At 64.6% G+C, this 23,769-nt stretch carries 25 protein-coding genes, 5 tRNA genes and 1 riboswitch; of the genes, 8 read left to right on the top strand and 22 right to left on the bottom strand.

Going from position 1 to position 23,769, the window contains the following annotated elements; all coding sequences use genetic code 11:
* Positions 1–27 precede the first annotated feature (27 nt).
* The 4 genes from RCF13_RS24545 to RCF13_RS24530 all read right to left on the bottom strand — a co-directional run bounded on the left by RCF13_RS24545 (position 28) and on the right by RCF13_RS24530 (position 4,169).
* Positions 28–489, bottom strand: a complete 462-nt coding sequence (locus RCF13_RS24545; protein ID WP_134968041.1) for a GNAT family N-acetyltransferase — start codon at positions 487–489, stop codon at positions 28–30.
* Positions 490–626: 137 nt separating this feature from the next.
* Complete coding sequence (locus RCF13_RS24540) at positions 627–2,249, bottom strand: FMN-binding glutamate synthase family protein (RefSeq protein ID WP_134968040.1); 1,623 nt, start codon at positions 2,247–2,249, stop codon at positions 627–629.
* 55 nt (positions 2,250–2,304) lie between these two features.
* Positions 2,305–3,591, bottom strand: coding sequence for a nucleotide sugar dehydrogenase (locus tag RCF13_RS24535; protein WP_134968039.1), 1,287 nt, complete (start codon positions 3,589–3,591; stop codon positions 2,305–2,307).
* A gap of 143 nt (positions 3,592–3,734) precedes the next feature.
* Complete coding sequence (locus RCF13_RS24530; protein WP_088497736.1) at positions 3,735–4,169, bottom strand: BLUF domain-containing protein; 435 nt, start codon at positions 4,167–4,169, stop codon at positions 3,735–3,737.
* A 131-nt stretch (positions 4,170–4,300) separates the two neighbouring features.
* On the opposite strand from RCF13_RS24530, the gene RCF13_RS24525 reads away from it, so the two are divergent.
* Positions 4,301–4,387 (top strand) — tRNA-Leu (locus RCF13_RS24525).
* 21 nt (positions 4,388–4,408) lie between these two features.
* On the opposite strand, the gene hemN is transcribed toward RCF13_RS24525, so the two are convergent.
* Positions 4,409–5,818 carry an oxygen-independent coproporphyrinogen III oxidase gene (gene hemN / locus RCF13_RS24520; RefSeq protein WP_134968038.1) on the bottom strand — a complete coding sequence of 470 codons (1,410 nt, stop codon included), beginning with the start codon at positions 5,816–5,818 and terminating at the stop codon, positions 4,409–4,411.
* Positions 5,819–5,862: 44 nt separating this feature from the next.
* Positions 5,863–6,303, bottom strand: a complete 441-nt coding sequence (locus RCF13_RS24515) for a group III truncated hemoglobin (protein ID WP_061478461.1) — start codon at positions 6,301–6,303, stop codon at positions 5,863–5,865.
* A gap of 179 nt (positions 6,304–6,482) precedes the next feature.
* Between RCF13_RS24515 and RCF13_RS24510 the strand changes: the two genes are divergently transcribed.
* Both RCF13_RS24510 and RCF13_RS24505 read left to right on the top strand, forming a co-directional pair.
* Entirely contained in the window at positions 6,483–6,770 is a 288-nt protein-coding gene (locus tag RCF13_RS24510; protein WP_061478462.1) for a hypothetical protein, read from the top strand.
* Complete coding sequence (locus tag RCF13_RS24505) at positions 6,767–7,816, top strand: 4Fe-4S dicluster domain-containing protein (protein WP_134968037.1); 1,050 nt, start codon at positions 6,767–6,769, stop codon at positions 7,814–7,816. The genes RCF13_RS24510 and RCF13_RS24505 overlap by 4 nt, the downstream gene beginning before the upstream one ends.
* A 9-nt stretch (positions 7,817–7,825) precedes the next feature.
* Here RCF13_RS24505 and RCF13_RS24500 read toward each other — a convergent pair whose 3' ends face one another.
* Both RCF13_RS24500 and RCF13_RS24495 read right to left on the bottom strand, forming a co-directional pair.
* Positions 7,826–8,062: a hypothetical protein gene (locus RCF13_RS24500; RefSeq protein ID WP_061478464.1), complete on the bottom strand. Its 237-nt coding sequence runs from the start codon at positions 8,060–8,062 to the stop codon at positions 7,826–7,828.
* Between the two features lie 358 nt (positions 8,063–8,420).
* The gene (locus RCF13_RS24495) at positions 8,421–8,624 is read right to left on the bottom strand and encodes a hypothetical protein (RefSeq protein ID WP_061478465.1); all 204 of its coding nucleotides are present in this window, start codon (positions 8,622–8,624) and stop codon (positions 8,421–8,423) included.
* A 111-nt stretch (positions 8,625–8,735) separates the two neighbouring features.
* Here RCF13_RS24495 and RCF13_RS24490 point away from each other — a divergent pair, with 111 nt between their 5' ends.
* Both RCF13_RS24490 and crcB read left to right on the top strand, forming a co-directional pair.
* Positions 8,736–9,137, top strand: coding sequence for a helix-turn-helix transcriptional regulator (locus RCF13_RS24490; protein WP_061478466.1), 402 nt, complete (start codon positions 8,736–8,738; stop codon positions 9,135–9,137).
* 22 nt (positions 9,138–9,159) lie between these two features.
* Positions 9,160–9,223, top strand: a riboswitch (Fluoride riboswitch).
* Between the two features lie 81 nt (positions 9,224–9,304).
* A complete protein-coding gene (crcB, locus tag RCF13_RS24485; RefSeq protein ID WP_061478548.1) occupies positions 9,305–9,697 on the top strand; it encodes a fluoride efflux transporter CrcB in 393 nt (130 codons plus the stop codon).
* A gap of 3 nt (positions 9,698–9,700) precedes the next feature.
* Here crcB and RCF13_RS24480 read toward each other — a convergent pair whose 3' ends face one another.
* Complete coding sequence (locus RCF13_RS24480; protein ID WP_005415997.1) at positions 9,701–10,534, bottom strand: AraC family transcriptional regulator; 834 nt, start codon at positions 10,532–10,534, stop codon at positions 9,701–9,703.
* A 182-nt stretch (positions 10,535–10,716) separates the two neighbouring features.
* Here RCF13_RS24480 and RCF13_RS24475 point away from each other — a divergent pair, with 182 nt between their 5' ends.
* Complete coding sequence (locus tag RCF13_RS24475; RefSeq protein WP_134968036.1) at positions 10,717–11,793, top strand: hypothetical protein; 1,077 nt, start codon at positions 10,717–10,719, stop codon at positions 11,791–11,793.
* A gap of 22 nt (positions 11,794–11,815) precedes the next feature.
* Here RCF13_RS24475 and RCF13_RS24470 read toward each other — a convergent pair whose 3' ends face one another.
* The 5 genes from RCF13_RS24470 to RCF13_RS24450 form a co-directional block, all read right to left on the bottom strand.
* Positions 11,816–12,085 carry a hypothetical protein gene (locus RCF13_RS24470; protein WP_005415995.1) on the bottom strand — a complete coding sequence of 90 codons (270 nt, stop codon included), beginning with the start codon at positions 12,083–12,085 and terminating at the stop codon, positions 11,816–11,818.
* A gap of 218 nt (positions 12,086–12,303) precedes the next feature.
* Positions 12,304–13,218, bottom strand: coding sequence for an ADP-ribosylglycohydrolase family protein (locus RCF13_RS24465; protein ID WP_134968035.1), 915 nt, complete (start codon positions 13,216–13,218; stop codon positions 12,304–12,306).
* Positions 13,219–13,338: 120 nt separating this feature from the next.
* Positions 13,339–13,412, bottom strand: a tRNA-Cys gene (locus RCF13_RS24460).
* A 66-nt stretch (positions 13,413–13,478) separates the two neighbouring features.
* Positions 13,479–13,554 (bottom strand) — tRNA-Gly (locus tag RCF13_RS24455).
* A gap of 142 nt (positions 13,555–13,696) precedes the next feature.
* Positions 13,697–13,772: transfer RNA gene (locus tag RCF13_RS24450), tRNA-Gly, on the bottom strand.
* 131 nt (positions 13,773–13,903) lie between these two features.
* Here RCF13_RS24450 and RCF13_RS24445 point away from each other — a divergent pair.
* Positions 13,904–14,353 (top strand): hypothetical protein, encoded by a 450-nt coding sequence (locus tag RCF13_RS24445; RefSeq protein WP_134968034.1) that lies wholly within the window; start codon positions 13,904–13,906, stop codon positions 14,351–14,353.
* 4 nt (positions 14,354–14,357) lie between these two features.
* On the opposite strand, the gene RCF13_RS24440 is transcribed toward RCF13_RS24445, so the two are convergent.
* From RCF13_RS24440 to RCF13_RS24405, 8 genes are all read right to left on the bottom strand, one after another.
* Positions 14,358–15,278, bottom strand: a complete 921-nt coding sequence (locus RCF13_RS24440) for a biotin/lipoyl-binding protein (RefSeq protein WP_061478470.1) — start codon at positions 15,276–15,278, stop codon at positions 14,358–14,360.
* Positions 15,275–16,003 carry an ABC transporter ATP-binding protein gene (locus RCF13_RS24435; protein ID WP_308141619.1) on the bottom strand — a complete coding sequence of 243 codons (729 nt, stop codon included), beginning with the start codon at positions 16,001–16,003 and terminating at the stop codon, positions 15,275–15,277. The genes RCF13_RS24440 and RCF13_RS24435 overlap by 4 nt, the downstream gene beginning before the upstream one ends.
* A 10-nt stretch (positions 16,004–16,013) precedes the next feature.
* Positions 16,014–17,153, bottom strand: a complete 1,140-nt coding sequence (locus RCF13_RS24430; RefSeq protein WP_134968032.1) for an ABC transporter permease — start codon at positions 17,151–17,153, stop codon at positions 16,014–16,016.
* Entirely contained in the window at positions 17,150–18,613 is a 1,464-nt protein-coding gene (locus RCF13_RS24425; protein WP_231352655.1) for an efflux transporter outer membrane subunit, read from the bottom strand. The genes RCF13_RS24430 and RCF13_RS24425 overlap by 4 nt, the downstream gene beginning before the upstream one ends.
* A 605-nt stretch (positions 18,614–19,218) precedes the next feature.
* Positions 19,219–19,294: transfer RNA gene (locus tag RCF13_RS24420), tRNA-Gly, on the bottom strand.
* 114 nt (positions 19,295–19,408) lie between these two features.
* The gene (locus RCF13_RS24415) at positions 19,409–20,692 is read right to left on the bottom strand and encodes a type II toxin-antitoxin system HipA family toxin (protein ID WP_134969459.1); all 1,284 of its coding nucleotides are present in this window, start codon (positions 20,690–20,692) and stop codon (positions 19,409–19,411) included.
* Positions 20,685–21,011 (bottom strand): helix-turn-helix transcriptional regulator, encoded by a 327-nt coding sequence (locus RCF13_RS24410; RefSeq protein ID WP_227200205.1) that lies wholly within the window; start codon positions 21,009–21,011, stop codon positions 20,685–20,687. The genes RCF13_RS24415 and RCF13_RS24410 overlap by 8 nt, the downstream gene beginning before the upstream one ends.
* Before the next feature lie 146 nt (positions 21,012–21,157).
* Positions 21,158–22,264 carry an NAD(P)/FAD-dependent oxidoreductase gene (locus RCF13_RS24405; protein WP_231352654.1) on the bottom strand — a complete coding sequence of 369 codons (1,107 nt, stop codon included), beginning with the start codon at positions 22,262–22,264 and terminating at the stop codon, positions 21,158–21,160.
* Positions 22,265–22,607: 343 nt separating this feature from the next.
* Between RCF13_RS24405 and RCF13_RS24400 the strand changes: the two genes are divergently transcribed.
* Positions 22,608–23,285 (top strand): hypothetical protein, encoded by a 678-nt coding sequence (locus tag RCF13_RS24400; RefSeq protein WP_134969364.1) that lies wholly within the window; start codon positions 22,608–22,610, stop codon positions 23,283–23,285.
* The last annotated feature ends 484 nt before the right edge of the window (positions 23,286–23,769 follow it).

The raw sequence follows: 23,769 nt of genomic DNA, 5'->3' as shown, positions 1-23,769 counted from the left end.
AGCGTCGAGCCCATGCTCGACGGCACATCACCACGGCCTGCGCATGCTCACCGAGGCCAACGCCACACCGCTGGGATGTGCATAGGCTTCCTCACCCACGCTGACAAAGCCCTGCCGTTGATAGAACGGCACGGCGTTGAGCGAGGCCGACAGCACCACCTCGCGCTCACGATCAGCCATCGCCAGCAGGCGCTGCATCAGCGCCCGGCCAATGCCCAGGCCGCCATGATCCGGATCGACGAACAACGCATCGACTTCATTGGCATCGACATCAAAGACGCCGAAGCCGAGCAGGCCACCCTGCCCGTCCTCGGCCACCACGCAACCGCCCTGCCCCAGCAACCGCGCATACTGCGACGGTGGCGGCGAGGCCGACCACGGTGCAATGACCTCGGGTGGGTAATGGCTGCTGCAGGTCTCGCGCACGCAGCGCGTGCGCAACGCCCACAACATGGCCACGTCATCCATGGTGCCGGTCCTGAACTGCATGACATCTCCTCGTAGAGCCGAGCCCATGCTCGGCTGTTCTTCGTTCCGACCTCGCGATGACTGATCGAAAGGCAGTCAAGCATGGCTTGACTCTACAGCAAGGCAGCCGAGCATGGGCTCGGCTCTACAACATCACGCTACCGCGACTTGCTGGCGCGCAGAGCCTGGATCTTCGGCGGCGGCTGGAACGAGTCGCTGCGCGCATCGGCCCAGAATGCATGGAACACCGCATGGTCGGGCACCTTGTGCAGCAGCTCGCCCGGTTCCAGGTAGCGGTAAAGCGACGCCAGCGAACGGATTTCCACCGGCGACACGCGACGCAGGATGTGCTCCGGCCCCAGCTCGGCCGGATCGTTCAGGCCCGCCGCGCACAACAGTTCCTTCAAGGCATGCAGCGTGTGCTCGTGATAGCTGTACACACGGGTGGCCTTGTCCGGTGCATCCAGATGCTTCCAGCGCGCAGGGTCCTGGGTCGCGATGCCGGTCGGGCATTTGTCGGTGTGGCAGCTCAACGACTGGATGCAGCCCAGCGCGAACATGAAGCCTCGGCCGGCATTGCACCAGTCGGCACCCAGCGCGATGGTGCGCGCGATGTCGAACGCACTGGTGATCTTGCCAGCGGCGCCGATGCGGATGCGCTCGCGCAGGTCCAGGCCGACCAGGGTGTTGTGCACCAGCAGCAGTGCTTCATGCATCGGTACGCCGACATGGTCGACGAATTCAGCCGGCGCCGCGCCGGTGCCTCCCTCGGCACCATCGACCACGATGAAGTCCGGCAGCAGCCCGGTTTCCTGCATCGCCTTGGCGATGCCGAACCATTCCCAGGGGTGGCCGATGGCCAGCTTGAAACCGACCGGCTTGCCACCGGACAGCTCGCGCAGCCGGGCCACGAACTGCAACAGTTCGACCGGCGTCGAGAATGCCGAGTGACGCGACGGCGATACGCAGTCCACGCCCATCGGAACACCACGGGTCACCGATATTTCGGCGGTCACCTTTGGTGCCGGCAGCACGCCGCCGTGGCCCGGCTTGGCACCCTGCGACAGCTTGATCTCGATCATCTTGACCTGGTCGTGGGTAGCGTTGGCGACGAAGCGCTCTTCGCTGAAACCACCCTTCTCGTCACGGCAGCCGAAGTAGCCCGAGCCGATTTCCCAGACCAGATCGCCGCCCATCTCGCGGTGGTAGGGCGAAATCGAACCTTCGCCGGTGTCGTGGTAGAAGCTACCGCGCCGCGCACCTTCGTTCAGTGCGCGGATCGCGTTGGCCGAGAGCGAACCGAAGCTCATCGCCGAGATGTTGAACACGCTGGCCGAATAAGGCTTGGCGCAGTTCGGCCCAATCAGCACGCGGAAATCATGCTTGGCAATGGAGGTGGGAGCCAGCGAATGGTTGATCCACTCGTAATCCACCGCATAGGTACTGCGCAGGGTACCGAACGGCACCGTGTCCATTTCGTTCTTTGCGCGCTGGTAGATCAGCGCACGCTGCTGGCGCGAGAACGGCACGTCCTCCAGGTCGCTCTGCACGAAGTACTGGCGGATTTCCGGGCCGATTGATTCCAGGCCATAGCGGAAATGCGCCATCACCGGATAGTTGCGGCGCAGCGTGCTGCGCTTCTGCAGCAGATCCCAGGTCCCCAGCGCCACCATCGCGGCAGTCAGGCCGACGCCCCAGTACCAGGCCGGCCAGATCGTGGCCAACCACAGGCAGATGGGAAACATCAGGATGGCGAGCAGGTAGACGATATACCGGTGCATGGCGTTCCTTGGTTGCAACTGCCTGCGAGTCTACCGCGCCGGCCATCACCGGCGTTTACAGGCGACCGTCAACCACGTTGCGCGGCCAGGCCGATTTCACGTCGTAGACGATGCCGCCGGGCGCCAGCAGCGCCTGGATTGCGGCGTCATCCATGGCTTTGAATCGGGCATGGGCCACTGCCAGAACTACGGCGTCGTAACTCCCCGCCAACGGCTCGGCCAGCCAGTGCACGCCCGCGTCGGCCAATGCCGCCGGGCCGACCCACGGGTCGCTGACCTCCACCTGTGCGCCGGCATCACGCAGGCGCTGCGCCAGTTCCAGCGCGCGGCTGTTGCGCAGGTCCGGGCAATCCTCCTTGAAGGTCACGCCCAGCACCAGGATACGCGACTGCGCAGGTGCGCGGCCGCGTTCGGCCAGCATTGCCAGCACACGCGACGCCACGTGCTCACCGACGCGGTTGTTGACCTGCCGCGCGGTGTGGATCAGGTCCGGGTGGTAACCCACGCTCTCGGACTTGTGCAGCAGGTAGTACGGGTCCACGCCGATGCAGTGGCCGCCGACCAGGCCCGGCCGGAACGGCAGGAAGTTCCACTTGCTGCCGGCGGCGTCAAGCACATCCTGGGTGTCGATGCCGAGCCGGTCGAAGATCAGCGCCAGCTCATTGACCAGCGCGATGTTGACGTCACGCTGGATGTTCTCCACCACCTTGGCCGCTTCGGCCACACGCATCGACGGCGCCGGGAAGGTACCGGCGGCGATGATGCGCTGGTACAGGCCATCAATCACCGCAGCCACTTCCGGTGTCGACCCCGAGGTGATCTTGCGGATATCGGCCAGGCGCCGCTGTCGGTCGCCGGGGCTGACCCGCTCCGGGCTGTAACCACAGTAGAAGTCTTCGTTGAAGCGCAGTCCGGACAGCTGCTCCAGCAGCGGCACGCAGACCTCTTCGGTGGTGCCGGGGTACACCGTGGATTCGTAGATCACCAGGTCACCCGCACGCAGGTGGCTGGCGATCAGCCGCGTCGCCGAACGCAGCGGCTCCAGATCGGGCTGCTCATAGGCATCGATCGGGGTCGGCACGGTAACGATGTAGACATTGCAGGCATCGAGCAAAGCCGGATCGCTGCCGTACTGCAACTGCTGCGCACTGGCCAGCTCATCGGCCTCCATTTCCAGCGTATGGTCCTGGCCGTCACGGAGCTCGGCGATGCGATCAGCATCGATGTCGAAGCCGAGCGTCGGCCAGTGCCGGCCGAAGGCCACCGCCAGTGGCAGGCCCACGTAGCCCAGCCCGATCACCGCGAAGCGCGGCGACGCTGCTGCCGCAAGCGGCGCGCTCAACGCCGCATCCCATGCAACGGCTGAAATCGCATGCGTACTGCCATGGGCATGGCCGACCTACTCATTCGCTTTGCCACTCCGGGAAGATCCATGCCAGAAAGGCTACAGCCTAACGGCCCGGGTGCCCGGCCGCCAAGGTGGGGTCAGGAACCCAATGCGACCGCGGCCGGCTCCAGTTCGCCATCGGCGCCGGTCCAGGCCTGCAGCAGGCGCTCGAAGCCACCGCCGCCAAGCACGAAGCCCGGCCATGAGGCGTCGACGATCTGTACCAGCAGTTCTGTATCAATGCGCCGGGTCCCCATCGACCAGCGCGGGAATGCCCGCTGCGCCACCGGCGCGCGGCACAGCACCTTCAGTTGTCCATGGCTGCGCGCATTGGCGATGCGCTGGTACACCGAATCGATGCCATCCTCCGGGCCTTCCAGGTACTGCAGGAAACGGCTGCCATCGAACATCAGCACACCCGTGACACCGGCTACTCGGTTGAATGCCGTGGCATCGGCCAGCAGGCGGTCAAGATCGGTTGTCTGCAGGTCGGCGCGGGCCTCGCTGGCATAGGCAATCGCGTGCAGCGACATCGGGTGGCTCCCCCCCTGGGAACGAGGCTTTGGACTATGACATGAATGGGAGCGACAGTTAAGCACACCGCCGCTCCACTGCAATCCGGTCGGGATTCTGCAGCTGGGCTACAATCGGCGCCGCGCTGCAGGCCCGGATGGCGAAACTGGTAGACGCATCGGACTTAAAATCCGCCGGGGGCAACCCCATGCCGGTTCGATTCCGGCTCCGGGCACCATCGCACTTTTCACGACGAACGTCAGATTGCACGCGAGTAGCGCGGCTGCTCGCAGGCGGCACGCAGGTACGGGTCGAAGCACATCGCCAGCAGCCGCAGCAACGGCCGTCCAGGCTCGCTGGCGCGCACTACACCGTCACGGTACTCGGCGAGGCCGTCTTCCTGCAGCCGCTGCACCGAACGCAGGTCTTCGGCGAAGTACTGCTCGAAATCCACGCCATGGCGCTGGCCCAGCACCGCACCGTCCACCTCGCCCTGGCACATCAGCTGCTGGATCAGTTCTGCGCGCAGCTGGTCGTCGGCGCTGAGCGCCACGCCGCGCCACACCGGCAACTGACCCTGGTCCACGGCATCCTCCCACGACGGCAGGTCGCGCGGATTCTGGCTGTAGGTGGCACCGATGTGGCTGATCGCACTCACGCCCAGGCCGAGCAGATCGGTATCGGCGTGGGTGGTATAGCCCATGAAATTGCGATGCAGCTGCCCGGCGCGCTGCGCACGTGACAGATCTTCTTCCGGCAATGCGAAGTGATCCATGCCAATGTACTGGTAGCCGGCCGCAGAGAGTTTCTCCACCGCCAGGCCCAGCAGCGCCAGCTTGTCTTCCGGCGAAGGCAAGTGGCGTTCGTCGATCTGCTTCTGTGCGCGGAACAGATGCGGCAGGTGTGCGTAGCCGTACACCGCCAGGCGATCCGGGCGCAATGCCAGCACCCGCTCCAGGGTGCGGCCAAACCCTTCCAGGCTCTGTCCCGGCAGCCCATAGATCAGGTCGACGTTGACCGAACGCATGCCGCTGTCGCGGCAGGCCTGCAGGATGTCCAGCGTCTGCTGCACGCCCTGCACGCGGTTGATCGCTTCCTGTACCTGTGGGTCGAAGTCCTGCACGCCCAGGCTGGCGCGGTTGAAGCCCAGCCGCGCCAGCATGGCGACATCGCGGGTATCGATGAAGCGCGGATCGAGTTCGATCGAGAAATCGCGCTGCGGCGAATCGCTGAAATCAAAGCGCCGGCGCAGTCCTTCAACCAGCGCGGTCATCGCCTCGGCCTCGAGGAAGTTCGGCGTTCCCCCGCCCAGGTGCAGCTGGATGACCTCACGGCCGTCCTCGAACTGCGGCGCCAGCAGGTCGGCCTCGGCCAGCACACGCGCGACGTAGCTGTGGCCACGGCCGCGGTCGCGGGTGATCACCCGGTTGCAGCCGCAGTAGAAGCAGGGGCTGGAGCAGTACGGCACATGCACGTACAGCGACAGCGCGCGGGCCAGCTGGTTGCTGTCGGCGATTGCCTGGCGCAGTGCCGGCGCATCGAAGCCATCGTGGAAATGAGGCGCGGTCGGATACGAGGTGTAGCGCGGCCCCGGCCGGTCATGCCGGCGCAGCAGGTCGGGGTCGAAGGTCCAGGCAAGACCGCCGGCGGCGGGAGAGAACGTGTCCATGCCGCCAGCATCGCGCCGGGCGTACCCGACCGCCTTGACCCAGATCAATCGCGGGCGGGGATTCCCAGCACCGGCAGGCCGACCTGCGGCCAGCGCAGCATCTGGTAGCGCTTCCAGAAGGTGTCACCGATGCGCGTGGCGACGTCGTTGGCCAGCACCTGCATGGGCGGGTTGCCGCACTCGGCGGTGGTGATCCGGAACAGCACCAGCCAGCGGTCGAACAGGTCCTTGTCCAGCTCGATGGCCATGTGCTTGGACATCGGCGAGCCCTTGAAGCGGCGCGTGCCGCGCAGCATTGCCGACCAGAAATCGACCAACTGCGCCAGGTGTTCCGGCCAGTCGTGTACGTGCGCCTCGAACACAGGCCCCAACCGCTCTTCCTCGCGCACGCGCGCATAGAAGTCGTGGACCAGGCGGGTCACTTCCTGCTCGGTGCACAACCCGGGCGAGGCGACGGGCAGGACGGGCGGCGGCGTTGCGTTCATCGGGGCACCCAAAGCTTGCCGGCAGTGTGCCGTAGCCGGCCGGCACCGCCGTTGATCCAGATCAATGTCGGCGCAGTTCGCTGCACCTAGGCTGGCACGCCTGCAGGAAGCATGCCCTGCGGATGCTGCGCCAGCCTCGGCGGAGTATACGCGCCGCCCTCATTCCGATCCGGGACAGCATGAACAGACCCTCTCCCAGCCGCCGCCAGCAGCTGATCCACCACTGGGGCGCCATCCTCTGGCCCAGCTTCATCGCTGCAGGCCTGGCCAGCGTGGTGTTCTTCGCCTTTGTCGACCCGCTGCGTCTGCAGGCGATCAGCTTTCCGGGTACGGCGATCAGCCGCGAACTGGGCTATACGGCAGGATTCTTCATGTTCTGGTCGGTGACCGCACTGTCCAGCGCGGTCACCTGGTACCTGCAGCGACCGATGCCAAGCGACGACGACGACGAGCTGCCGCTGGGATGAGTACGCCCTGCACCGGAATCCCACGCCGCTGGCATTGGCGCGCCGCGCTCAGCATGCTCTTGCTGGCCTTGTTCTATGCCCTGCCATGGCTGCGCTGGAATGGGCGGCAGGCCCTGCTGCTGGACATCAACGCACGGCGCTTTGACCTGTTTGGCTGGACATTGTGGCCCAGCGATGTCGGCGTGCTGATCGGGTTGCTGGCGGTGCTGGCGGTCGGCCTCGCGCTGCTCACCCACCTCGCCGGCCGCATCTGGTGCGGCCACGCCTGCCCGCAGACGCTATGGCGCTGCGCCTTCGACTGGATTGCGCGCGCCATGGCCCGGGCCTTGCCAGCGCCCGGCGTGAGCCCTGCCACCCAGGTGGCATGGGGGCTGCTGTCGCTGTGGACCGGCATCACGTTCGTCGGTCTGTTCAGCCCGATCGAAGAACTGGTGGCCGCCGCGCCGCATGCCGGCTGGAGCGGCTGGGAAACCTTCTGGGTGCTGTTCTATGCCGCCGCCACCTGGGGCAATGCCGGCTTCCTGCGCGAGCAGGTGTGCCGTTCGCTGTGCCCGTTCGCGCGCCTGCAGCCGCTGCTGACCGATCCGCATACACCGCGCATGTTGTACGACGCGCGCCGCGGCGAACCGCGCGGCATGCGTCCGTCGGGGCTGGGGGGCGTGCTCGGACGCGGCCGTGGCCTGCTCGACCCGACCACCGCACAGGACTACGTGTTCCGCGCTGCACATCCGCTGCTGGCCGGACCGATGCCTACCTTCAGCGCCGACCGCCTGGGCGACTGCACCGATTGCGCTGCCTGTGTCAGCGCCTGCCCGATGCAACTGGATATCCGCCAGGGACCTCAGGCCGATTGCCTGGCCTGCGGCGCCTGCCTGGAGGCCTGCTCGCAGCAGCAGCACCAGGCCGGTTTCGGCCCGGGGCTGGTACGCTACTGCAGTCCGCAGGCCATGGCCGGGCAACCGCGGCAATGGTGGCGACCGCGGACCCTGGCACTGCTGTCGATGCTGCTGGCGCTGTTGGCCTGCGGCGCCTGGCGCCTGCTTTGAATCAACGGATCAACGCTGCCCGTTGGCGTGCGGCGGCACCAGCTGCGCTCGTCGGACGATGCCCAGCTGCTCGATGATCAGCGCCATTTCATTGGTGACTTCGGTACGCTCGGTCCCCTGCGGGACCAGGCGGTCCAGCACCTGCTGGTAGGTATCCCAGAACGCCGGACCGCATCCGTGTTTGTGATAACTGGCTTCCAGTTCGCGGCGTACCCGTTCAGCCAAGCCATGCATGCCGTATTCCATACGACCTCCGTTGGACTTGTTCTGCATCGTTGACGGTCTACCGACTCACTTGCGAGCTACTGAAAGACTCCCGGACTTCACGTCCGGTTGATCCCAATTAGTCATAGATTTCACGACAGGTCAATTACATACCGCGACTTTCGTGATTGAAATTATTAATCGTTCACGAAACCACATACGGGGAGACGGGGTACCCGGATGGGTCGGACCCGACACACTGCTCCGATTTCCCGGCCCCGCTTTGGTAGGCGCCATCGATGGGCAAGCCCCGTTCCATCGAAGTTTCCAATGTTGCTAAGCATACTTAGCAAATACTGTTTAGAGTGCTATATGCGACAAAAGGCGGCGTAGTTGAGGCTTACTCGCCCTGCGTAGCCTCAGTCGCGGGGAACAGGTTGGGATAGCGCTGATGCAGGATGTATTGGCGTAGCGCAGGAATCGGAAAGTTCTTGGGCCATTGCGACACGGCAGATCGGCTTATGCCAAAAAAGCGCGCCAGTTCGGCATCGGTCCGGAAACCCAGCCGGGCGCGTACCTGCCCCTTGCTCCAGAATTCGGTCACGGTCGGTCCTTCTGTTAACCAGACTTATTCTTGGAACAAGGGAACTTTGCGATCCACGCGTTAAGCTGGCTTGCATAGATGAATACTCTCGGCCAACGACTCGCCATTGCCATGAAGAAAGCCGGGCACCCTCGCCCGGCCGATCTGGCCCGCGCCGCCGATTCGACGACGGCAACCATCAGCAACTGGCTCAACGACCATGTCAGCCCCGCCCATGTGAAGGCCGAACAGCTGTTCCGCATCGCCGATGCGGCCAAACTGGACGCGCGTGAACTGCTGTACGGCGTGAGTGGGCTTGGCGTCGGTGAGCGGGGCAATACCTATATTCCCAGCCAGGCCCACTTGGATGTCTGGCAGGACGCCTACGAACTGGTCAGCCATCTGGTGGAGGAGAAGGGATTGCAGATCGACCATCGCCGCCACGCGGCCCTGGACCTGCTGGCCTTCGAACTGCTGATGGACGGCTTCAGCCGCAGCAAGGTCATCCGGGTGCTGACGACCTCGATGACGTGAATGCACCGCCACTGGTAGCATGGTCGCGGATGGGGATGGGGCTCCCCCGATAACCGCCCGAAAGGGCTGATGGCTCCTGCCAGGACGAACCGGTGTTCGTCGATGGCGGGTCGTGCCTGCTGTCGGCGTTCGCCATCGAATCAGCGAACCCGCAACCGAGGCACGTGATGCACGCATTGAACAATTATCTGCTGGTCTTCATCGGCGGCGGGCTCGGCGCCTGCCTTCGCTATGCCTGCAACCTGATCGGTGCGCGGGTATCAGTCGGCAGCCCGTGGCCATGGTCGACCTTCCTGATCAACATCAGCGGTGCACTGCTGATGGGCGTGCTGGTCGAAGCCTTCGCCCTGCGCAATGGCGCCTCGCCGCAGTTGCGCCTTCTGCTGGCCACCGGCGTCCTCGGCGGCTACACCACATTTTCCACCTACGCACTGGAAATCGGACTGCTGCTGCAGCGCGGCCAGCATGGCCTGGCGGCGCTGTATGCCGGCGGTTCGGTGGCACTGGGCCTGGTCGGCCTGTTCGGTGGCATGAAACTGGCCCGGCTGGTGCTGGGCTGAGGCTCAGCCCGCGCCGGCGCGGGCCTGTCCGCGCCACTCCCGCGGCGACTGTCCGGTATGTGCCTTGAATGCGCGCGACAGTGCTGCTTCGCTGCCATAGCCGACGTCGTCAGCGATCCGCTTCAATGGGCGCCCTTGGCGCAGCGCCTGCTGCGCCAAGCCCACCCGCCAGCCCTGCAGGTACTGGCCCGGAGTAGTGCCCATCGCCTCACGGAAACTGGCAGCAAAGACGCTGCGTGACATGCCGGCGACCTCGGCCAGGTCTTCCAGGGTCCAGGACTGTGCGGGCGCTTCATGCATCGCCACCAGCGCCAGCCGCAGCCGCGGATGCCCCAGCCCGGCAAACAGGCCACCACGCATCTCGCCCCCTTCCATCAGCTGCCGCAGCACCTGGATCATCACCACCTCGAACAGCCGGTTGACCATCGCCGCACGCCCGCAGCGCTGCTCGAAGGCTTCTTCGAACAGCAGCTCCAGCGCTGCGTTGCCGCCGTACAGATCGGCCAGCGGCAGGCAGATGAAATCGGGCAACGCCGCGCTGATCGGGTTGAGCCGCCCGCCCTCGAAATGCAGATTGGCGCAGGCCATGTCGGCGCCGTGCTGCGGATCGGTACTGAATCGATGCGGCATCGGCCGTGGGTACAGCAGCAGGCTCGGCACCTCGACCTGGACGGTCTGCTGGCCATGGCTGACCTGCAACGGGCCACGTCGCACCAGATGCAGCTGCCCGGCGTCATCCTCGCCCGCCAGCGAGTTGATGCCGCACAGCGCGCCGGCATGGAACACCGAGGCAGTGACCGCAAAGCGTTCAAGCAGAATGGCGAGCCGGTCGACCATGACGGGACCCTGGGTAAAGTAGAAAGAGATCAAGGCGACACATCGTATCGGAATCCTCCCGTAGCGGACGTGATCAACTCCGGGAGCGGGCGCCCCCCAGCCCGCCCTTCCTGCGGCAGTGCAGCGCGCGCAGGCTGCTGGCGGGGTCTAAGCTGATGCCATTCCCGGATGGAATGCCCGTGATGTGTCGCTTGCTACGATGTGCCCTCACCCTCGCCCTGCTATTCCCTGCGACACAGGTGATGGCCGCACCCGCTGCATCACCGCGCACGTTCAGTGGCGAGCTGCAGAGGGCCCCGTGGCGCCTGGACGTTCCGGCTGACTGGAACGGTGACCTGGTAATGCTGGCGCACGGCTACGAGCCGGTAGGCATGCCACGTGCTACGCCGATGGCTGCCAATGACGGCACCGCGCCACTGCTGGCGGCAGGCTACGCCGTCGCGCAGAGCGCCTATGCCAGCCAGGGCTGGGCGGTGGCCGATGCGATCACCGACATGGAACGCCTGCGCCGGCATGCAGTGGCTGAACTCAAGCATGTGCGCCATATCTGGATGCTGGGATTTTCGATGGGCGGCGCCGTGACCCTCGCCAGCCTCGAACGGTTCCCGCAACACTACGCTGGTGGCGTGTCGCTATGCGGCGCCAATCTTAGTGGCGAACAGATCGCGAGTGATATGCTGACCACGCTGGTCGCTTTCGATTACTTCTTTGCCAAGGCCGAAGGCCTGCCGGCTGCGGGACTGGTCTCACGCGACGCGGCTGCGCTGCCACAGGGCGAACTGTACCAGGGCATCTCCAATGCGCTGCAACGCAGCCCCTCGCATGCCGCGTTGCTGGCACAGCGGCTGCAGGTGTCCGCTGATGCACTGGCCGGCACGATCAGCCTGCATGCACTGGTCCTGCACGAACTGGCCACGCGCAGTGGCGGCATGCCGGTGGGCAACAGAGGTGTGGCTTACAGCGGCTTCGGTGACGACATGGCGTTCAATGCCGGCGTGCAACGTGTCGACGCCGTGCCTGCCGCGCAGGCCGCTGTCCGCAGGGAGCTGGCATTGAGCGGTGCGTTGAGGCGACCGCTGGTGATCCAGTTCAACAACTACGACCCGACGATCGTGCCGCGCATGCAGACGGTGTATCCGCAGACGGCCGCACGGGCCGGCGCCCGTCCGCTGCCACAGGTGCTGCCGCCCGTTGGCGAAGGCCATTGTGGCTTCTCCGGCGCGCAGATCATCGAGGCGTTGAAGGCCGCGCAGCGTTGAGCAATCGCGGCCCACGCGCAGGTCAGCCGCCCAGCGTGCCCATCGTGAAGGTGTAGCCCGAGCTCATCAGGAATTCGCGCATGCGCATTTCCGCGCGCCGTGGTGAGGCCAGGTTGGCCGGCGCGTACAGGGCATACACCAGGCCCGACCCTTCGATATGCTCGCGGCGCACCCCGCAGCGGGCGGTTTCCGAGGCGATGACCCATCCGTCCTTCAGCCGATCCGGGCCAATGGATTGCCCGTTCTTCAAGCGGAAGGTCAACCAGCGCACATCTGCCGTGACTTTGCTCATTTCCGTTTCGCTCCGTGGCTGGAACGACGCGTGATGTCCTTGCTCGCCATTGCGGCTCCCTGAGACGTGGAACTCGACCATAGCGCCTTTCCATGTCGTGGCCGGCTGAGACTGGCGACCGGGGCGCGGCGAACGGCTGCAGGTGAAGCAGCGCGGCGTCGGAAATGGCGGCCGCAGGGAGCGCCCTGCCGGCGCAGTTCACAGGCAGGGAACCCGACTCACGCAGCGCGGTCGCTGCCCTGGTTCAAGGCGTGCAGCGCATCGGCCAGCGCCTGGATTTCGGCACGCAGGGCCAGCCGCTGCAACCACCGCCCGGGGATTCCGCGCGCACCATGGAATGCGCCCGCCAGCTGCCCCGCAATGGCGGCCGTGGTGTCGGCGTCCTCGCCAAGATTGGCCGCCTCGAGTACGACGGCTTCAAAGGTGTCGTGGCGATCAAAGCACCAGAGTGCAGCTTCCAGACTGTCGACAACATAGCCATTGCCACGGATCTGCTCACGCGCGGCACCGCGGTAGCCGCCCGCCGCGATCTGCTGCAGCCGCACGCTCTCGACGGGAACATTGCTGAGATCCAGCACCCCGTCGCGGGTGCCACCTGCCAACGCCCGCTCCAGCGCGACCACCAGCAAGCGGCACGCCTCCAGGCACTCCTGCGCAGCGTGCGTGGTTCGCGAACTCAACGCGGCCATGGCCTGCAGATCGGGGGTCCCGGCGTAGCGCAATGCCACCGGCGCCAAACGCATGATCGAGCCATTGCCAGCGCTGCGCGGGTCGTCACTCCCCGCCAGCGGATGGCCATCCTGCAGGAACCGGTCGATGGCAGCCCGCGTTGCCATACCGATATCGAAGCACTCGCCGGTCGCACTCCAGTACCCATGCCGGTACCAGTTGGCGTAGCGGTTCATCTGATCGTGCACATCGAAGGTGTCACAACGCACCAGGCTCTCGGCCAGGCACATCGCCATGGAGGTATCGTCGGTCCATTGCCCCGGCTGCAGCTGGAACGGCCCACCGCCCACCATGTCGGTGATCGGGGTGAAGCTGCCACGAGGCTTGAACTCCAGCGTGGTACCGACGGCATCGCCGCACGCCAGGCCGAGCAAGGCGCCGCGGAAGTGGTCAATCTGGTTCATCAGGCAAGTGTAGCGCCGCCGCCTCCGTCATGACTGACCGCCAGCCGCGCAACGATCGCGCGAGCGGGAAAGCGATCGCAGCCAACAAAAAAGCCCTGACCGGAGTCAGGGCTTTTCAATTGGAGGCCTCAAGCGGAATCGAACCGCTGTAAACGGATTTGCAATCCGGTGCATAGCCACTCTGCCATGAGGCCAACGTACTGCGCGCCAGGAACCTAGCCCTGACAAGACAAAACCCCAAGATGGGGCCTGTCGGAACATGGAGCGGGAAACGAGACTCGAACTCGCGACCTCAACCTTGGCAAGGTTGCGCTCTACCAACTGAGCTATTCCCGCGTAAGCCGACATGCTACCGGAAATCCGGAAAACACACCAGCGATTTCACTTTTCTGACTGCGCGTAAAGCCTTGTGGCCCAACGTGCCCCGCCTTGCCGGGGCGGGAGAAAAACAAGGCCCCTACCGGGGCCCTGTAGAATCTGGAGCGGGAAACGAGACTCGAACTCGCGACCTCAACCTTGGCAAGGTTGCGCTCTACCAACTGAGCTATTCCCGCAGATTCTTCGACCTGCGTCGAAGGAGCGCTATTGTGTCCAAATTCCTTCACGCCGTCAACAGTCTTCACATCATGCGGTCACGAGCGTCCGGGCTGGGGTACGCTGCCCCGCCCAAGCACGGACACCGCCGATGCCTAGACGCTACGTCCGCCTGTTCTGGTTGCTGGTCGCGCTGACCTGGTTGGCGCTGATCGCCGCACTTGTCAATGCTGGCTTCACCCCAGACTACTGGCTGCTGCATCGCCTGGAAGGCGCCCAGCTGCCCTACCCGACCAGCACCGTCATCGTGTTCGCGTTGCTGGGCACGGTTGAACTGGTGGTGGCGGCGCTGATCGTGCGCCCGTGGAAGCTCAAACGCCTGTGGCTGCGCCTGCTTATCGCCTTCGCCCTGCTGCTGGTGTGGTCGATACCGTGGATGCTGTCGGCGATGCACCAGCCGCCGGTACAAGGCATGCACCTGCTGTGGTTGCTGCTGCTGGACGTGGGATTGCTGCTGGCGCTGTGCGTGGTGTCGGCGGTGAGCGCGTGGCGGGCGCTCTGCCGGCGCGGGTCACCACAGACTCCCCCGCCGCAGCGCTAGAGACCTACTTCCGGAACTCCACCCGCACATGCTGGCCGAAGCGTGCCTTGGCCTCGCCGTCAAACTCCAGCACGCACTCCACCACCTTGGCCACGCCACGCCCGGCATCTTCAGGCAGGCGTGCCTGCGCGAACACCGGGCTGATGCGTACCACGCGTGCAGGTGGCAACGTGCCCGTGTTCTCCGCACCATCACTGTCCGGCACGACAGCAGCCTTCATGCCCACCTGCACGGCATCGGCGTAGGCGGCGCTGAGCTCGGCACGCACCTGCAGCGGGCGCGCCGGCAGCAACGAGATCGCCGGCTTGCCCGCCTGCACGAAGGCACCGACGCCCGGCACCTGGCCGACCACGGTGCCGGCTTCCGGCGCGCTCAACGACATCTGCTGCAGTCTCAGCTTCGCGTGCTCCAGCTTGTGCTGCGCCAGGTCGACCTGCGCACCGGCCACCTCGACATCGGCACGCACACCGGCCAGCTGCTGTTTGGCCGCATCGGCCTGCTGGTTCGAGGACACACCTTCACTGGCGCCCGTGGACAGTCGGGTGGCGTTGCGCTCCAGTTCGCGCAGCTGCGCCTGGCTGCCCTTCAGGCGGTCATTGGCCAAGGCCAGATCGGCGGTGGCCATTGCCACTTCCTGCTGCAACAGGGCGCCATCCAGCGACAGCAGCAGCTGCCCCTTCTTCACCGTGGCGCCTTCCTTCACCGGCGCGGCAGTGATCGAGCCATCCACCGGCGGTGCCAGTGCGATCAGGCCACCTTCGATGTCAATGATGCCCCGTGCCACGGCGACCTTGCCGGCGGCGGCAGTACCCGCCTTGCCTGAGGGGGCCGATGCGACGGTGGGCGCTTCCCTGGAACAGGCGCCGAGCAGCAGTGCCGCGGACAGGGCCAGGCTGAGGGGAAGCAGATGCGACGTCTTGGTCATGGGGCGGACTCTACGGTTTCGTTCTGGCGGCGGTCATCACGGACCATGCCGTCTTCCATGGCGATCACCCGATCGGCATGCCGGATCAGGCGCGGATCGTGGCTCACGCACAGCACAGTCGCGCCATGCTCCCGCGCATAGCGATGCAGGATGTCGATCACGCGCTGACCGTTCTCGGCGTCCAGCGCGCTGGTGGGTTCGTCGGCGAAGATCAGCGTTGGCGACTTGGCGAAGGCACGCGCCACCGCCACGCGCTGTTTCTCGCCACCGGACAGCTGCGCCGGGCGCATGTGGCTGCGGTGGCTGAGGCCGACTTCTTCCAGCGCCCTGCGGGCCAGCGGCTCGCTTTCGCGATTGCGCATGCCGCGGTAGCCCAGTGGCAGCTGTACCTGCTCCAACGCAGTCAGTGCCGGGAACAGGTTGAAGCCCTGGAACACGAACCCGACATGGTGCAGGCGGAAACGCTCCACTTCACTGCGGGTCATGTGGCCCACGTCCTGGCCCAGCGCGTGCACGCGACCGCCATCGGGTGCGGACAGGCCGGACAGCAGCGACAGCAGTGTGCTCTTGCCGCAGCCGGACGGGCCCGACACCAGGGTCAGCTCGCCAGGATAGATGTCCAGCGACAGGCCACGCAGCACCGGCACCTGCACATCACCGGACATGAAGCCTTTTTCCAATGCGTCGGCCTGCAGGGTCGGGACGACGGCGCGTGCGGAAGTCATCGGCCGGTCCTCAACGCAGCAGCAACGATGGATCGGAGCGGACGACACTGCGCACCGCCATGATGCTGGAGAGCATGGCCATCACCGCGACCAGCGCCACGCAGCCGAGGATCACCATCGGCGTCAGCTGCACCGGCACGCGCTGGGTCTGCGCGATCAACAGCACCACGGTACTGAACGCCGCCGCCAGCAGCATGCCCACGCCACCGATCAGCAATGCCTGCTCGAACACCACCCGCGCCAGCGCATAGCGGCCTGCACCGAGTGCATTGAGCGTGGCGTACTCGCGTACCGAGCCGGCCACCACCGAGGCGAACGACTGGTTGGTGATCACCGCACCGACGAAGCAGACGATGACGGCCATGAACAACACGGCGATCCCTGCGCCGGTATCGAACAGCCAATACTGCTGCGAACGGCTGGCGAACGCCGGCGCGGTCCAGAACTCGACCGGTGTGGCCTGGCCCATCGACGCGGCCAAGCGGTCACGCACGCGGTCGGCCAGGTCCGGCGAGCGCAGGCCCGCCACGAAATAGGTGCTGCCCTCGTGCGGGTCAGTGCCGGCGATGGCGCGCGCGGTGTCCAGCGAGGCCAGAACGTTGACGCCACCGAGGCCGCGCAGGCCCGATTGTGCGGCGACCACGCGCACTGCCTTGCCATTGATCCAGGCACGGTTGTTCTGCAGGTCCACGCCCAGCGTATCCAGATCGGCGCTGTCGACGATCACCGCACCCGGCTCGCGCAGCTGCGCGCGCAGGTTCGCAGGCAGGATGCGCGCGAACATCATCGCGTCGTCCCGGGTGGAGATGCCGGACAGGTACACCGACACATTGCCGGTGCCCTGCGCGCCGGACCGCCATTCGCCGTCGACCCACTCGTAGGGTTCGACGCGGGTGACATCGGGGTCCATGCGCAGGTGGCTTTCCACATCGGCGCTGATCGCATGACCGTAGTTGACGCTCTGGGTGCCGGGAAAACCGGCCCAGAGATCGGCCGAGGATGCCTTCACGTAGATCGCGGCGGTACCGAAGATGCCCAGCACCAGTGCCGCCTGCACGATCAACAGTACACCGGCGAAACACATCGCCAGCACCACCGGCAGGAAACGGCGCCACTCATAGGCCAGGGTCTTGCGCGCGAGTGCGATCATTGCGGTTCGCCCTCACCCTCGGCAGGCAGCGGGGCACCGCCGAGGGCGCGGTACAGCGATGCAAAGGCCAGCACGCGCGCGCCCTGCGCAGCGATCAGGTCGGCCTGCGAGGCGAGTGCGGCGCGTTGCGTATCCAGCCCGTCGAATTCGCTGGACAGGCCCAGCTGCACCTGCCGCGCCTGCCGCTTGACCTGCTGGTTGGCGGCATCATTGGCCGCACGCAGCGATTGGATGCTGCTGTCCTGGCGCGCCAGGCTACCCAGTGCACCTTCCACTTCGCTCACGCCTTCCAGCACGGCCTTGCGGTAGCCGAGCAAGGCGGCGTCCAGTTGCTTCTCGTCGGCATGGAACCGCGCGCGACGCTGGCCCCAGTCCCACAGCGGAATATCGATGTACGGGCCGATCGACGGGCTCGAATCGGAATTGGAGCGGGCGTTCTGGGTGAGGTTGTACGCGTACAGGATGGAGCCGCCAAGGCTGATCCGCGGATACATTGCAGCGCGCGCCGAACCCTTGCTGGCCGCTGCCTGCATCACCTCTGATTCGGCCAGCAGAATCTGCGGGCGGTGGCGCAGCAGATCCGCAGGGACCTGCTGCAGCGTGAACGCACCCAGCGTCGGCGGGGTGCGGTAGGCGTGCCAGGCCGGATCCGGACGCTCGCGGCCCAGCAGCAATGCCAGCGCACGGGCGGCGTTGTCGGCGTTTTCCCGCGCCTGCGCGATGGCCGCACGGGTGGCCGCCTGCCGCGCGCGCAGCCGTTGCAGCTCGCCCGGCTCATCCAGACGCAGCCGCTGACGGACCAGCGCCAGCTGTTCGCCGCGGTCGTCCACAGCCTGCTGCCGGGCCAGCAGGTCCTGCTGGGCCTGTGCCACGGTAAGGTCCAGATAGCTGCGCACCACGTCGGCAATCACCGCCACCTGTGCGGCATTGCGCAGCGCCTCGGCATTGCCGGTCGAGGCCTGCGCGCTCAGCTGCGCGCTCTCGGCGGCGCCGAACAGCCCCAGGTCCCAGATCGCTTCGATGCCTGCATGGAAATAGGTGTCGACCGCGGCGGCGTCCTGTACCTGCTTGGCGCTGGCCGAGATCTCCGGCAGGAAGCGCGAATCCGAGGCGCCGGCGACGATCCGCACTGCCTGCAGGCGCAACGTGGCCTGCTGCAGATCAAGGTTGCCTGCGATGGCCTGGTCCACCAGTCCGTCCAGCGCCGGGTCGGCCAGCACCTTCCACCACTGCCTGGCGTCCACCGCCACACCCAGCCCCTGCGGCACCTGGGTCCAGGCGCTGGGTGTGCGATCAGGCAGGTCCGGGACGGACACCGACATGCAACCCGCCAAGGCCAGGGTTGCCAACAACGCGCCGGGGCGCAGCACTGCCTGCAGGGAGAGTCCACGCCCTGTCCTGGGCGCTGCCACTGAAGTGATACGCCTGACCACCAGCCCGCCAACGTGTAGAAGGAGCATGAAGGCTACCGCGCGATTGTGGAGCGAACATGGAGAAATCGTCCGAAAAAGGTCACAGCACGCGTGCGGTTCAGGCAACGCCGACCCAGCCTTTCACTACGCTTTCAATGCGTTCCCGGCACGGAACACTGGACGACTTTCACGGCGTATTGCACATTGCCGCAATTCCTTGCTTCGATGCTGCACGACCGTGAAACACCCTCGCCGTTGGCTGCTGATTGGCTCGATCACGACAGCGACTGTCGGTGTGATCGTGCTCGTCCTGACCACCCCACTGGTCTCGAACGCCCTGCTGCTACTGATGGAGCGCAGCAACTTCATTCCCGCCGAATCCTCGATCCTCACCTTCGAGCCGTATGCGATCAACGACGGCTCGTCGAACTACTGGTTGTATGGGAAGGACCGCACCTACTACTACCACTTCACCTACGAGGATGACGTTCCCTACGTCTACATCCCGCAGGACAACCGCTGCCCCGGTTTCGACCGGCAGAATGCCCGGACCTGGTGCAGCGCCCTGCCCGGCAAGGCACGCTGGCGCGGTGGTGGTGCAACCGGTGTGACAAACGAAAAACGCCCCCTTTCGGGAGCGTTCTTCTTGAATCTGGAGCGGGAAACGAGACTCGAACTCGCGACCTCAACCTTGGCAAGGTTGCGCTCTACCAACTGAGCTATTCCCGCAGATTTCGTTCGACCTGCGTCGAAGGAGCGCTATTGTGTCGATATTGCTGCACGGCGTCAACAGGAATTTTCGGCCGCATTGTGGGGCGGCGTTCAGGCCCTTGGACCCGGCCCTCAGGTCCGCAGGCCACGCCGGACTTCCCGCAACAGAGCTACGTTCTCGTTGATGCGCCCCTGGATCATGATCAAGGTATCTTGAGCAATAACGTTTGAGTACATGCTGTTGGCGATTTCCGTGAATTGGCTGGCCACGTCGCAAATGCTGCCAATCGCCAGGCTGGCGTCCCCGTGCTGCACTTCTGCCTCTTCGGCAAGGCGAAGCAGGTCAGCACGGGAAATCTCCAGTGCCTCCCCCATGACGTCCATCTGGTGATATCCGTTGGGTCCTTCGCAGAAGGTCACGTCGTAGGCCGGAGCCAAACGCCATTGCCCATCTGGCGACATGATGTAGGCAAAGTTTTTCGGATGATCGTCCCGGTTGTTGAACGCAACGTTGAAGACCGCACGTTCGAAGGCCACGGCCATTTGCCGCACGTCATTGGTGCACAACCGGGTCGCGCGCAGGAAGTTGACATAGTCCAACGACCCCGCCGTCTGGTAGTTGGCGCCCGTGAATGCAGCAAGACTCTGCATCGGCACACGCAACCCATCGTGGCGATCAAAGCGCTTGCTGGCGAACGCGGCCAGTCCGTTGGGCAGGCTGAAGTACTGCGTGTCCGGGGTCTCGATGCCACACCTGCGCAGACACTCGGCGTAGACCATTTCGATGGCGCACACCTCGGCATGCTCTTCTCTGGCCGGGAACTTGATCAACCAGGCTTCGAAGCCGGGCGTGACGGCCGTGGTGAACGCGCCCGATCGCGGATCGCGATAGACCAGGGCCTTGGGCCTTGCACCTTGGGGCGAACCACCCACCAGCAGCAAGGTCTGCAGGAATTCACCGCCTTCTCCGTGGAGCACCTGCTGCACTTCCGCGGAAAGCTGCTCTAGCGGTATATGGACCTTCGGCGCCTCACCTTCGGGCGCCACGGGCTCAAACGTCATGGCCCCCATCGCGTTGCCACCGACATAGGCCAGCCGCTGGAGCGGGCCAATGCGTGCTGCGTTGATTCCGCGGCGCCTGAACATGCGGTCCATCAGCAGCATGCCCCAGCCGTCTGGCAACGCGTCATACACAGGCCCGGGCAGTTGCAGCTGATGGTCCGGAAAATCCCGCCGCAACGGAGGGCCGGCCAGCGGCAGCTTGTACGAAGACAGTTCCAGTCCCCTTCGCCGGGCCTCGTTGCTGTACTCGAACGCGACCAGCGGGCGACCGGTCAGGGCGATGCTGGAGATCAGCGTTCCCCAGTGCCATCGCTCTCCCCACCCTTCGTAGAAGACCTTCACCTGTTCAGGCATTACGGGGCTTCCTCTTCGTCCGGAGGCGGTTCGCGGCCTCTTCGTAGCGCCGAATGTCTTCGATGCTGTCCAACTTTGGCTGGAACAGGCCTTCGAGCTCGTTGATCCGACCAAGGACCATCGCCACGCGGACCACCGCCTCGAAGCCAACATTGCGCCCGGCCTCCAGGTTGGACACGGTGTTGGTACCAATGCCGGCACGCCCGGCCAGATCCGACTGTGTCATGCCCAACGCCATGCGTTCTGTACGCAAGCGCCCGCAGAGTCGCTTGACGACCTCGCTGGGCTTGCTGAGGCTTAAATCCAACATAGCGTGCATGATCCCCTATCTATGCTATTTAGCACCCAAAATTATAGAATTAACCCCAACTCCATTCAATTGATTTAACTCCCGAATTTTGTGTTTTATTTGCGCATTCAGCTATATAAATACAGAATTCTGGAATTACATTGGCAAAGCGCGCGTCACGTGCGCAGGCCACGGCGGTGGAAGTAGACCTGCTCGGCAATGCGCCGCGTGGCCGCCGTGTGCAGCAGTGCGTTGAACGGCCAGTCGGCCTGCAGATGATCCATCGCCCAGCGCAGCAGGCGCTTGCCATGGAACGCCGGCGCCACCTGCCGCGCCACCCGTTCCGCATCCGGCCCCTGCCCACGCAGATGGCGGGCCATCGCCTCGCCGACCGCCCAGCCGTGCCGCCACGAGGAGTGGATGCCCCCTGCGGAGAGCGGCGAGACGATGCCCGCCGCGTCGCCGGTCAGGATCACGCGTTGGCCGGTGATCGGCCCATCCGGCCGGCCGCAGGGCACCAGGCCGGCGCGGGTGGCCGAGGGACGCGCAGATGGCGGGATGCCGACCACATCGCGCACATACTCAAGGAAACCATCAATATCCGGCGGCCGCGCCTGTCGCGGATCATGGCGCAGGGCCAGCCCGACCTGCAGGCCGGTTGGATTCTGCGCGACCCAGCCGATGTAGCCCGGTGCAAAGCGCTTGCTGACGAAGCAATGCAACGCGTCGCCCTCTGTCACCTGCAGGCCGGCGAACTCACGCTCGACGCCGTAGAGGTTGTCACGCACCTGGCCAAGCCCGGTGCGCTGGGCAACGCGTGAGCGTGCGCCATCTGCGCCGACCAGATAGGCGCAGCGCCCTGTCCCTTCGACCTGCCAGCCGTCACCACAGCGGCGAGCGTCGGTGAAGGACTGCTGCAGGCGCAGGTCGACACCGTTCGCGCGCAGTTCGCTGGCCAGCCAACGCATCACGTTCGGCGTATCGGTGGTGAGGAAGTAATAGCCCGGTGCGGCCAGCAATACGCTGCGCAGGTTCGGCGCATAGAGGCGCACGTTGGCGACCCGCTGCACCAGATGTTCGGGCATGCGCCCCAGCCAGGTCTGCTCCATCGCTTCCTTCACCACGATGCCGGTGGTGTGCAGGCGCTCGCCGGGGTCGGTCCTGCGTTCCAGCACGCAGACGCGCAAGCCGTATTGAGCAGCGGCCAGCGCGCAGGCGGCACCGGCGAAGCTGGCGCCGACGATGACCACATCGTGGTCGTAGGCGGAGGGAGTGTGAGGCATTGCGGCATCGCCGTGGAGAGTCGGAGATGCAGCTTCGCTAGCGCGGATGGAGGGGCGATGGAGTGTGGGTGAAGTGGGGATGAAGCATGCAATTTGCCAATGGGAAAACGTCTTCAGTTTCGGGATCGCTTTTCTGCTTCGACTCTTTGCGCATCACCTCATCAGGAAACGCAACCTACCCTCCTGATGCATTCATTCTTACCTATTCAGCATATTCTGCAACTAGTTGCATGTTTGATCCTACTTCGAGCATCTATAACGAAATGTCGCGATTCCATCGCTCTGGCAGCACTATCGAATGTCACTTCGCACAACCCATTGGGCCTCGACAGGACCTCTCATCTTGGCAACCGGCCGCACCACCCTTTCACTGCTATTGGTTTCGATGGCATTAATCACATCGGGATGCCGGACGGCAGCTGTCATCAGCAAGGAAATTGCACTTTCCACGACCAAGCGCGCATCTTCGAGAACATTCAACTTGACAGCCCAACTGCCGGCACAGCTGCACATGACTCTTGTCGCACACTATGCACCACGAGATGCGAAAGATCTGAACTGCAGCGGAGTAACTTCCTTTGTGAGCAACATCCCCGGCCCGAGATCTGTCACAAAGGCATTTCATCTATCCAGCCCGGATGAATCCAAGCCATCACGTGTAAACATCCCCGTGCATTACTCCATCGGAGCTTGCAAACTGCCACTGGAAGCGGTCGGACTAACACTCCAGAACGAACCTAGAAAGAGCGCAATCAATTCAGGGGAGTACCGCTTCCATCTACATGTCCGAGATGCAACAGAAGACGCTACTTATCTGAATGCGGGGATCAAGGAGCTTCGACTCACCCAGCACTGCAAGCAACTCGTTCATCAAAGCAGCTCTTCCAAGGAAGAGTTGAGGAAGTTACTGATCTGCGACGGGAAAAAAGAGGTCAATCTTGATCGTAAGAATCTTAAAGAAATGAGCGTTCGCCTACACGTTACGCTGGACCCGATCGAAGCTCCTCTCTATCAGAAATGACAAGGATTGTCAGGGAGCGCTGCTGATCCACGCACCATGCATCGCAGCCAACGAAGCACCGCGCGCTACGAAAGGACCGCCGCATCAGACTCCGACCTTATGAATCAGCATGAGGACCGCCTCGTCCTGTCGTCTACCTTCTTGATGGATTCAATTTCGCGACCTTCCGTCTGCTTCCGGCCAGTGCAGAACAACACCGAATAGGCCTCTGCTGAGTGCACAGAAGAATTCAGCCTGAACACATACGCCAAGCCTGGCCGCAGTTCCAACACTCTCTCCCTTCCTCTCAAGGGTTCGACAGCGTATGAGCTGGGCACACGCCCATATGAGAAGCAGTCACCGGGTTTCAGCATCAATGGTGCAGCACCATCCTTCAGTTCAATGCTCCAGACCCCATCGTTCTGATCACTGGCTTCAGACAGCGTTGCCCAGCCTATGGGGAAAGGTGATCGGGCCTTTTTCGGAAGGCAGATCGCAGGCCGCC

The organism is Stenotrophomonas maltophilia group sp. RNC7 (assembly GCF_030910085.1).
Classification (GTDB): domain Bacteria; phylum Pseudomonadota; class Gammaproteobacteria; order Xanthomonadales; family Xanthomonadaceae; genus Stenotrophomonas; species Stenotrophomonas sepilia.
This window is presented reverse-complemented; position numbering and strand designations above follow the sequence as displayed.

Excerpts from the sequence above, each read along its gene's own strand:
- RCF13_RS24545 (WP_134968041.1), bottom strand. The coding sequence starts at position 489 with ATGCAGTTCAGGACCGGCACCATGGATGACGTGGCCATGTTGTGGGCG.
- RCF13_RS24540 (WP_134968040.1), bottom strand. The coding sequence starts at position 2,249 with ATGCACCGGTATATCGTCTACCTGCTCGCCATCCTGATGTTTCCCATC.
- RCF13_RS24530 (WP_088497736.1), bottom strand. The coding sequence starts at position 4,169 with ATGTCGCTGCACGCGATTGCCTATGCCAGCGAGGCCCGCGCCGACCTG.
- hemN (WP_134968038.1), bottom strand. The coding sequence starts at position 5,818 with ATGGACACGTTCTCTCCCGCCGCCGGCGGTCTTGCCTGGACCTTCGAC.
- RCF13_RS24515 (WP_061478461.1), bottom strand. The coding sequence starts at position 6,303 with ATGAACGCAACGCCGCCGCCCGTCCTGCCCGTCGCCTCGCCCGGGTTG.
- RCF13_RS24510 (WP_061478462.1), top strand. The coding sequence starts at position 6,483 with ATGAACAGACCCTCTCCCAGCCGCCGCCAGCAGCTGATCCACCACTGG.
- RCF13_RS24505 (WP_134968037.1), top strand. The coding sequence starts at position 6,767 with ATGAGTACGCCCTGCACCGGAATCCCACGCCGCTGGCATTGGCGCGCC.
- RCF13_RS24500 (WP_061478464.1), bottom strand. The coding sequence starts at position 8,062 with ATGGAATACGGCATGCATGGCTTGGCTGAACGGGTACGCCGCGAACTG.
- RCF13_RS24490 (WP_061478466.1), top strand. The coding sequence starts at position 8,736 with ATGAAGAAAGCCGGGCACCCTCGCCCGGCCGATCTGGCCCGCGCCGCC.
- crcB (WP_061478548.1), top strand. The coding sequence starts at position 9,305 with ATGCACGCATTGAACAATTATCTGCTGGTCTTCATCGGCGGCGGGCTC.
- RCF13_RS24480 (WP_005415997.1), bottom strand. The coding sequence starts at position 10,534 with ATGGTCGACCGGCTCGCCATTCTGCTTGAACGCTTTGCGGTCACTGCC.
- RCF13_RS24475 (WP_134968036.1), top strand. The coding sequence starts at position 10,717 with ATGTGTCGCTTGCTACGATGTGCCCTCACCCTCGCCCTGCTATTCCCT.
- RCF13_RS24470 (WP_005415995.1), bottom strand. The coding sequence starts at position 12,085 with ATGAGCAAAGTCACGGCAGATGTGCGCTGGTTGACCTTCCGCTTGAAG.
- RCF13_RS24465 (WP_134968035.1), bottom strand. The coding sequence starts at position 13,218 with ATGAACCAGATTGACCACTTCCGCGGCGCCTTGCTCGGCCTGGCGTGC.
- RCF13_RS24445 (WP_134968034.1), top strand. The coding sequence starts at position 13,904 with ATGCCTAGACGCTACGTCCGCCTGTTCTGGTTGCTGGTCGCGCTGACC.
- RCF13_RS24440 (WP_061478470.1), bottom strand. The coding sequence starts at position 15,278 with ATGACCAAGACGTCGCATCTGCTTCCCCTCAGCCTGGCCCTGTCCGCG.
- RCF13_RS24435 (WP_308141619.1), bottom strand. The coding sequence starts at position 16,003 with ATGACTTCCGCACGCGCCGTCGTCCCGACCCTGCAGGCCGACGCATTG.
- RCF13_RS24430 (WP_134968032.1), bottom strand. The coding sequence starts at position 17,153 with ATGATCGCACTCGCGCGCAAGACCCTGGCCTATGAGTGGCGCCGTTTC.
- RCF13_RS24425 (WP_231352655.1), bottom strand. The coding sequence starts at position 18,613 with ATGCTCCTTCTACACGTTGGCGGGCTGGTGGTCAGGCGTATCACTTCA.
- RCF13_RS24415 (WP_134969459.1), bottom strand. The coding sequence starts at position 20,692 with ATGCCTGAACAGGTGAAGGTCTTCTACGAAGGGTGGGGAGAGCGATGG.
- RCF13_RS24410 (WP_227200205.1), bottom strand. The coding sequence starts at position 21,011 with ATGCACGCTATGTTGGATTTAAGCCTCAGCAAGCCCAGCGAGGTCGTC.
- RCF13_RS24405 (WP_231352654.1), bottom strand. The coding sequence starts at position 22,264 with ATGCCTCACACTCCCTCCGCCTACGACCACGATGTGGTCATCGTCGGC.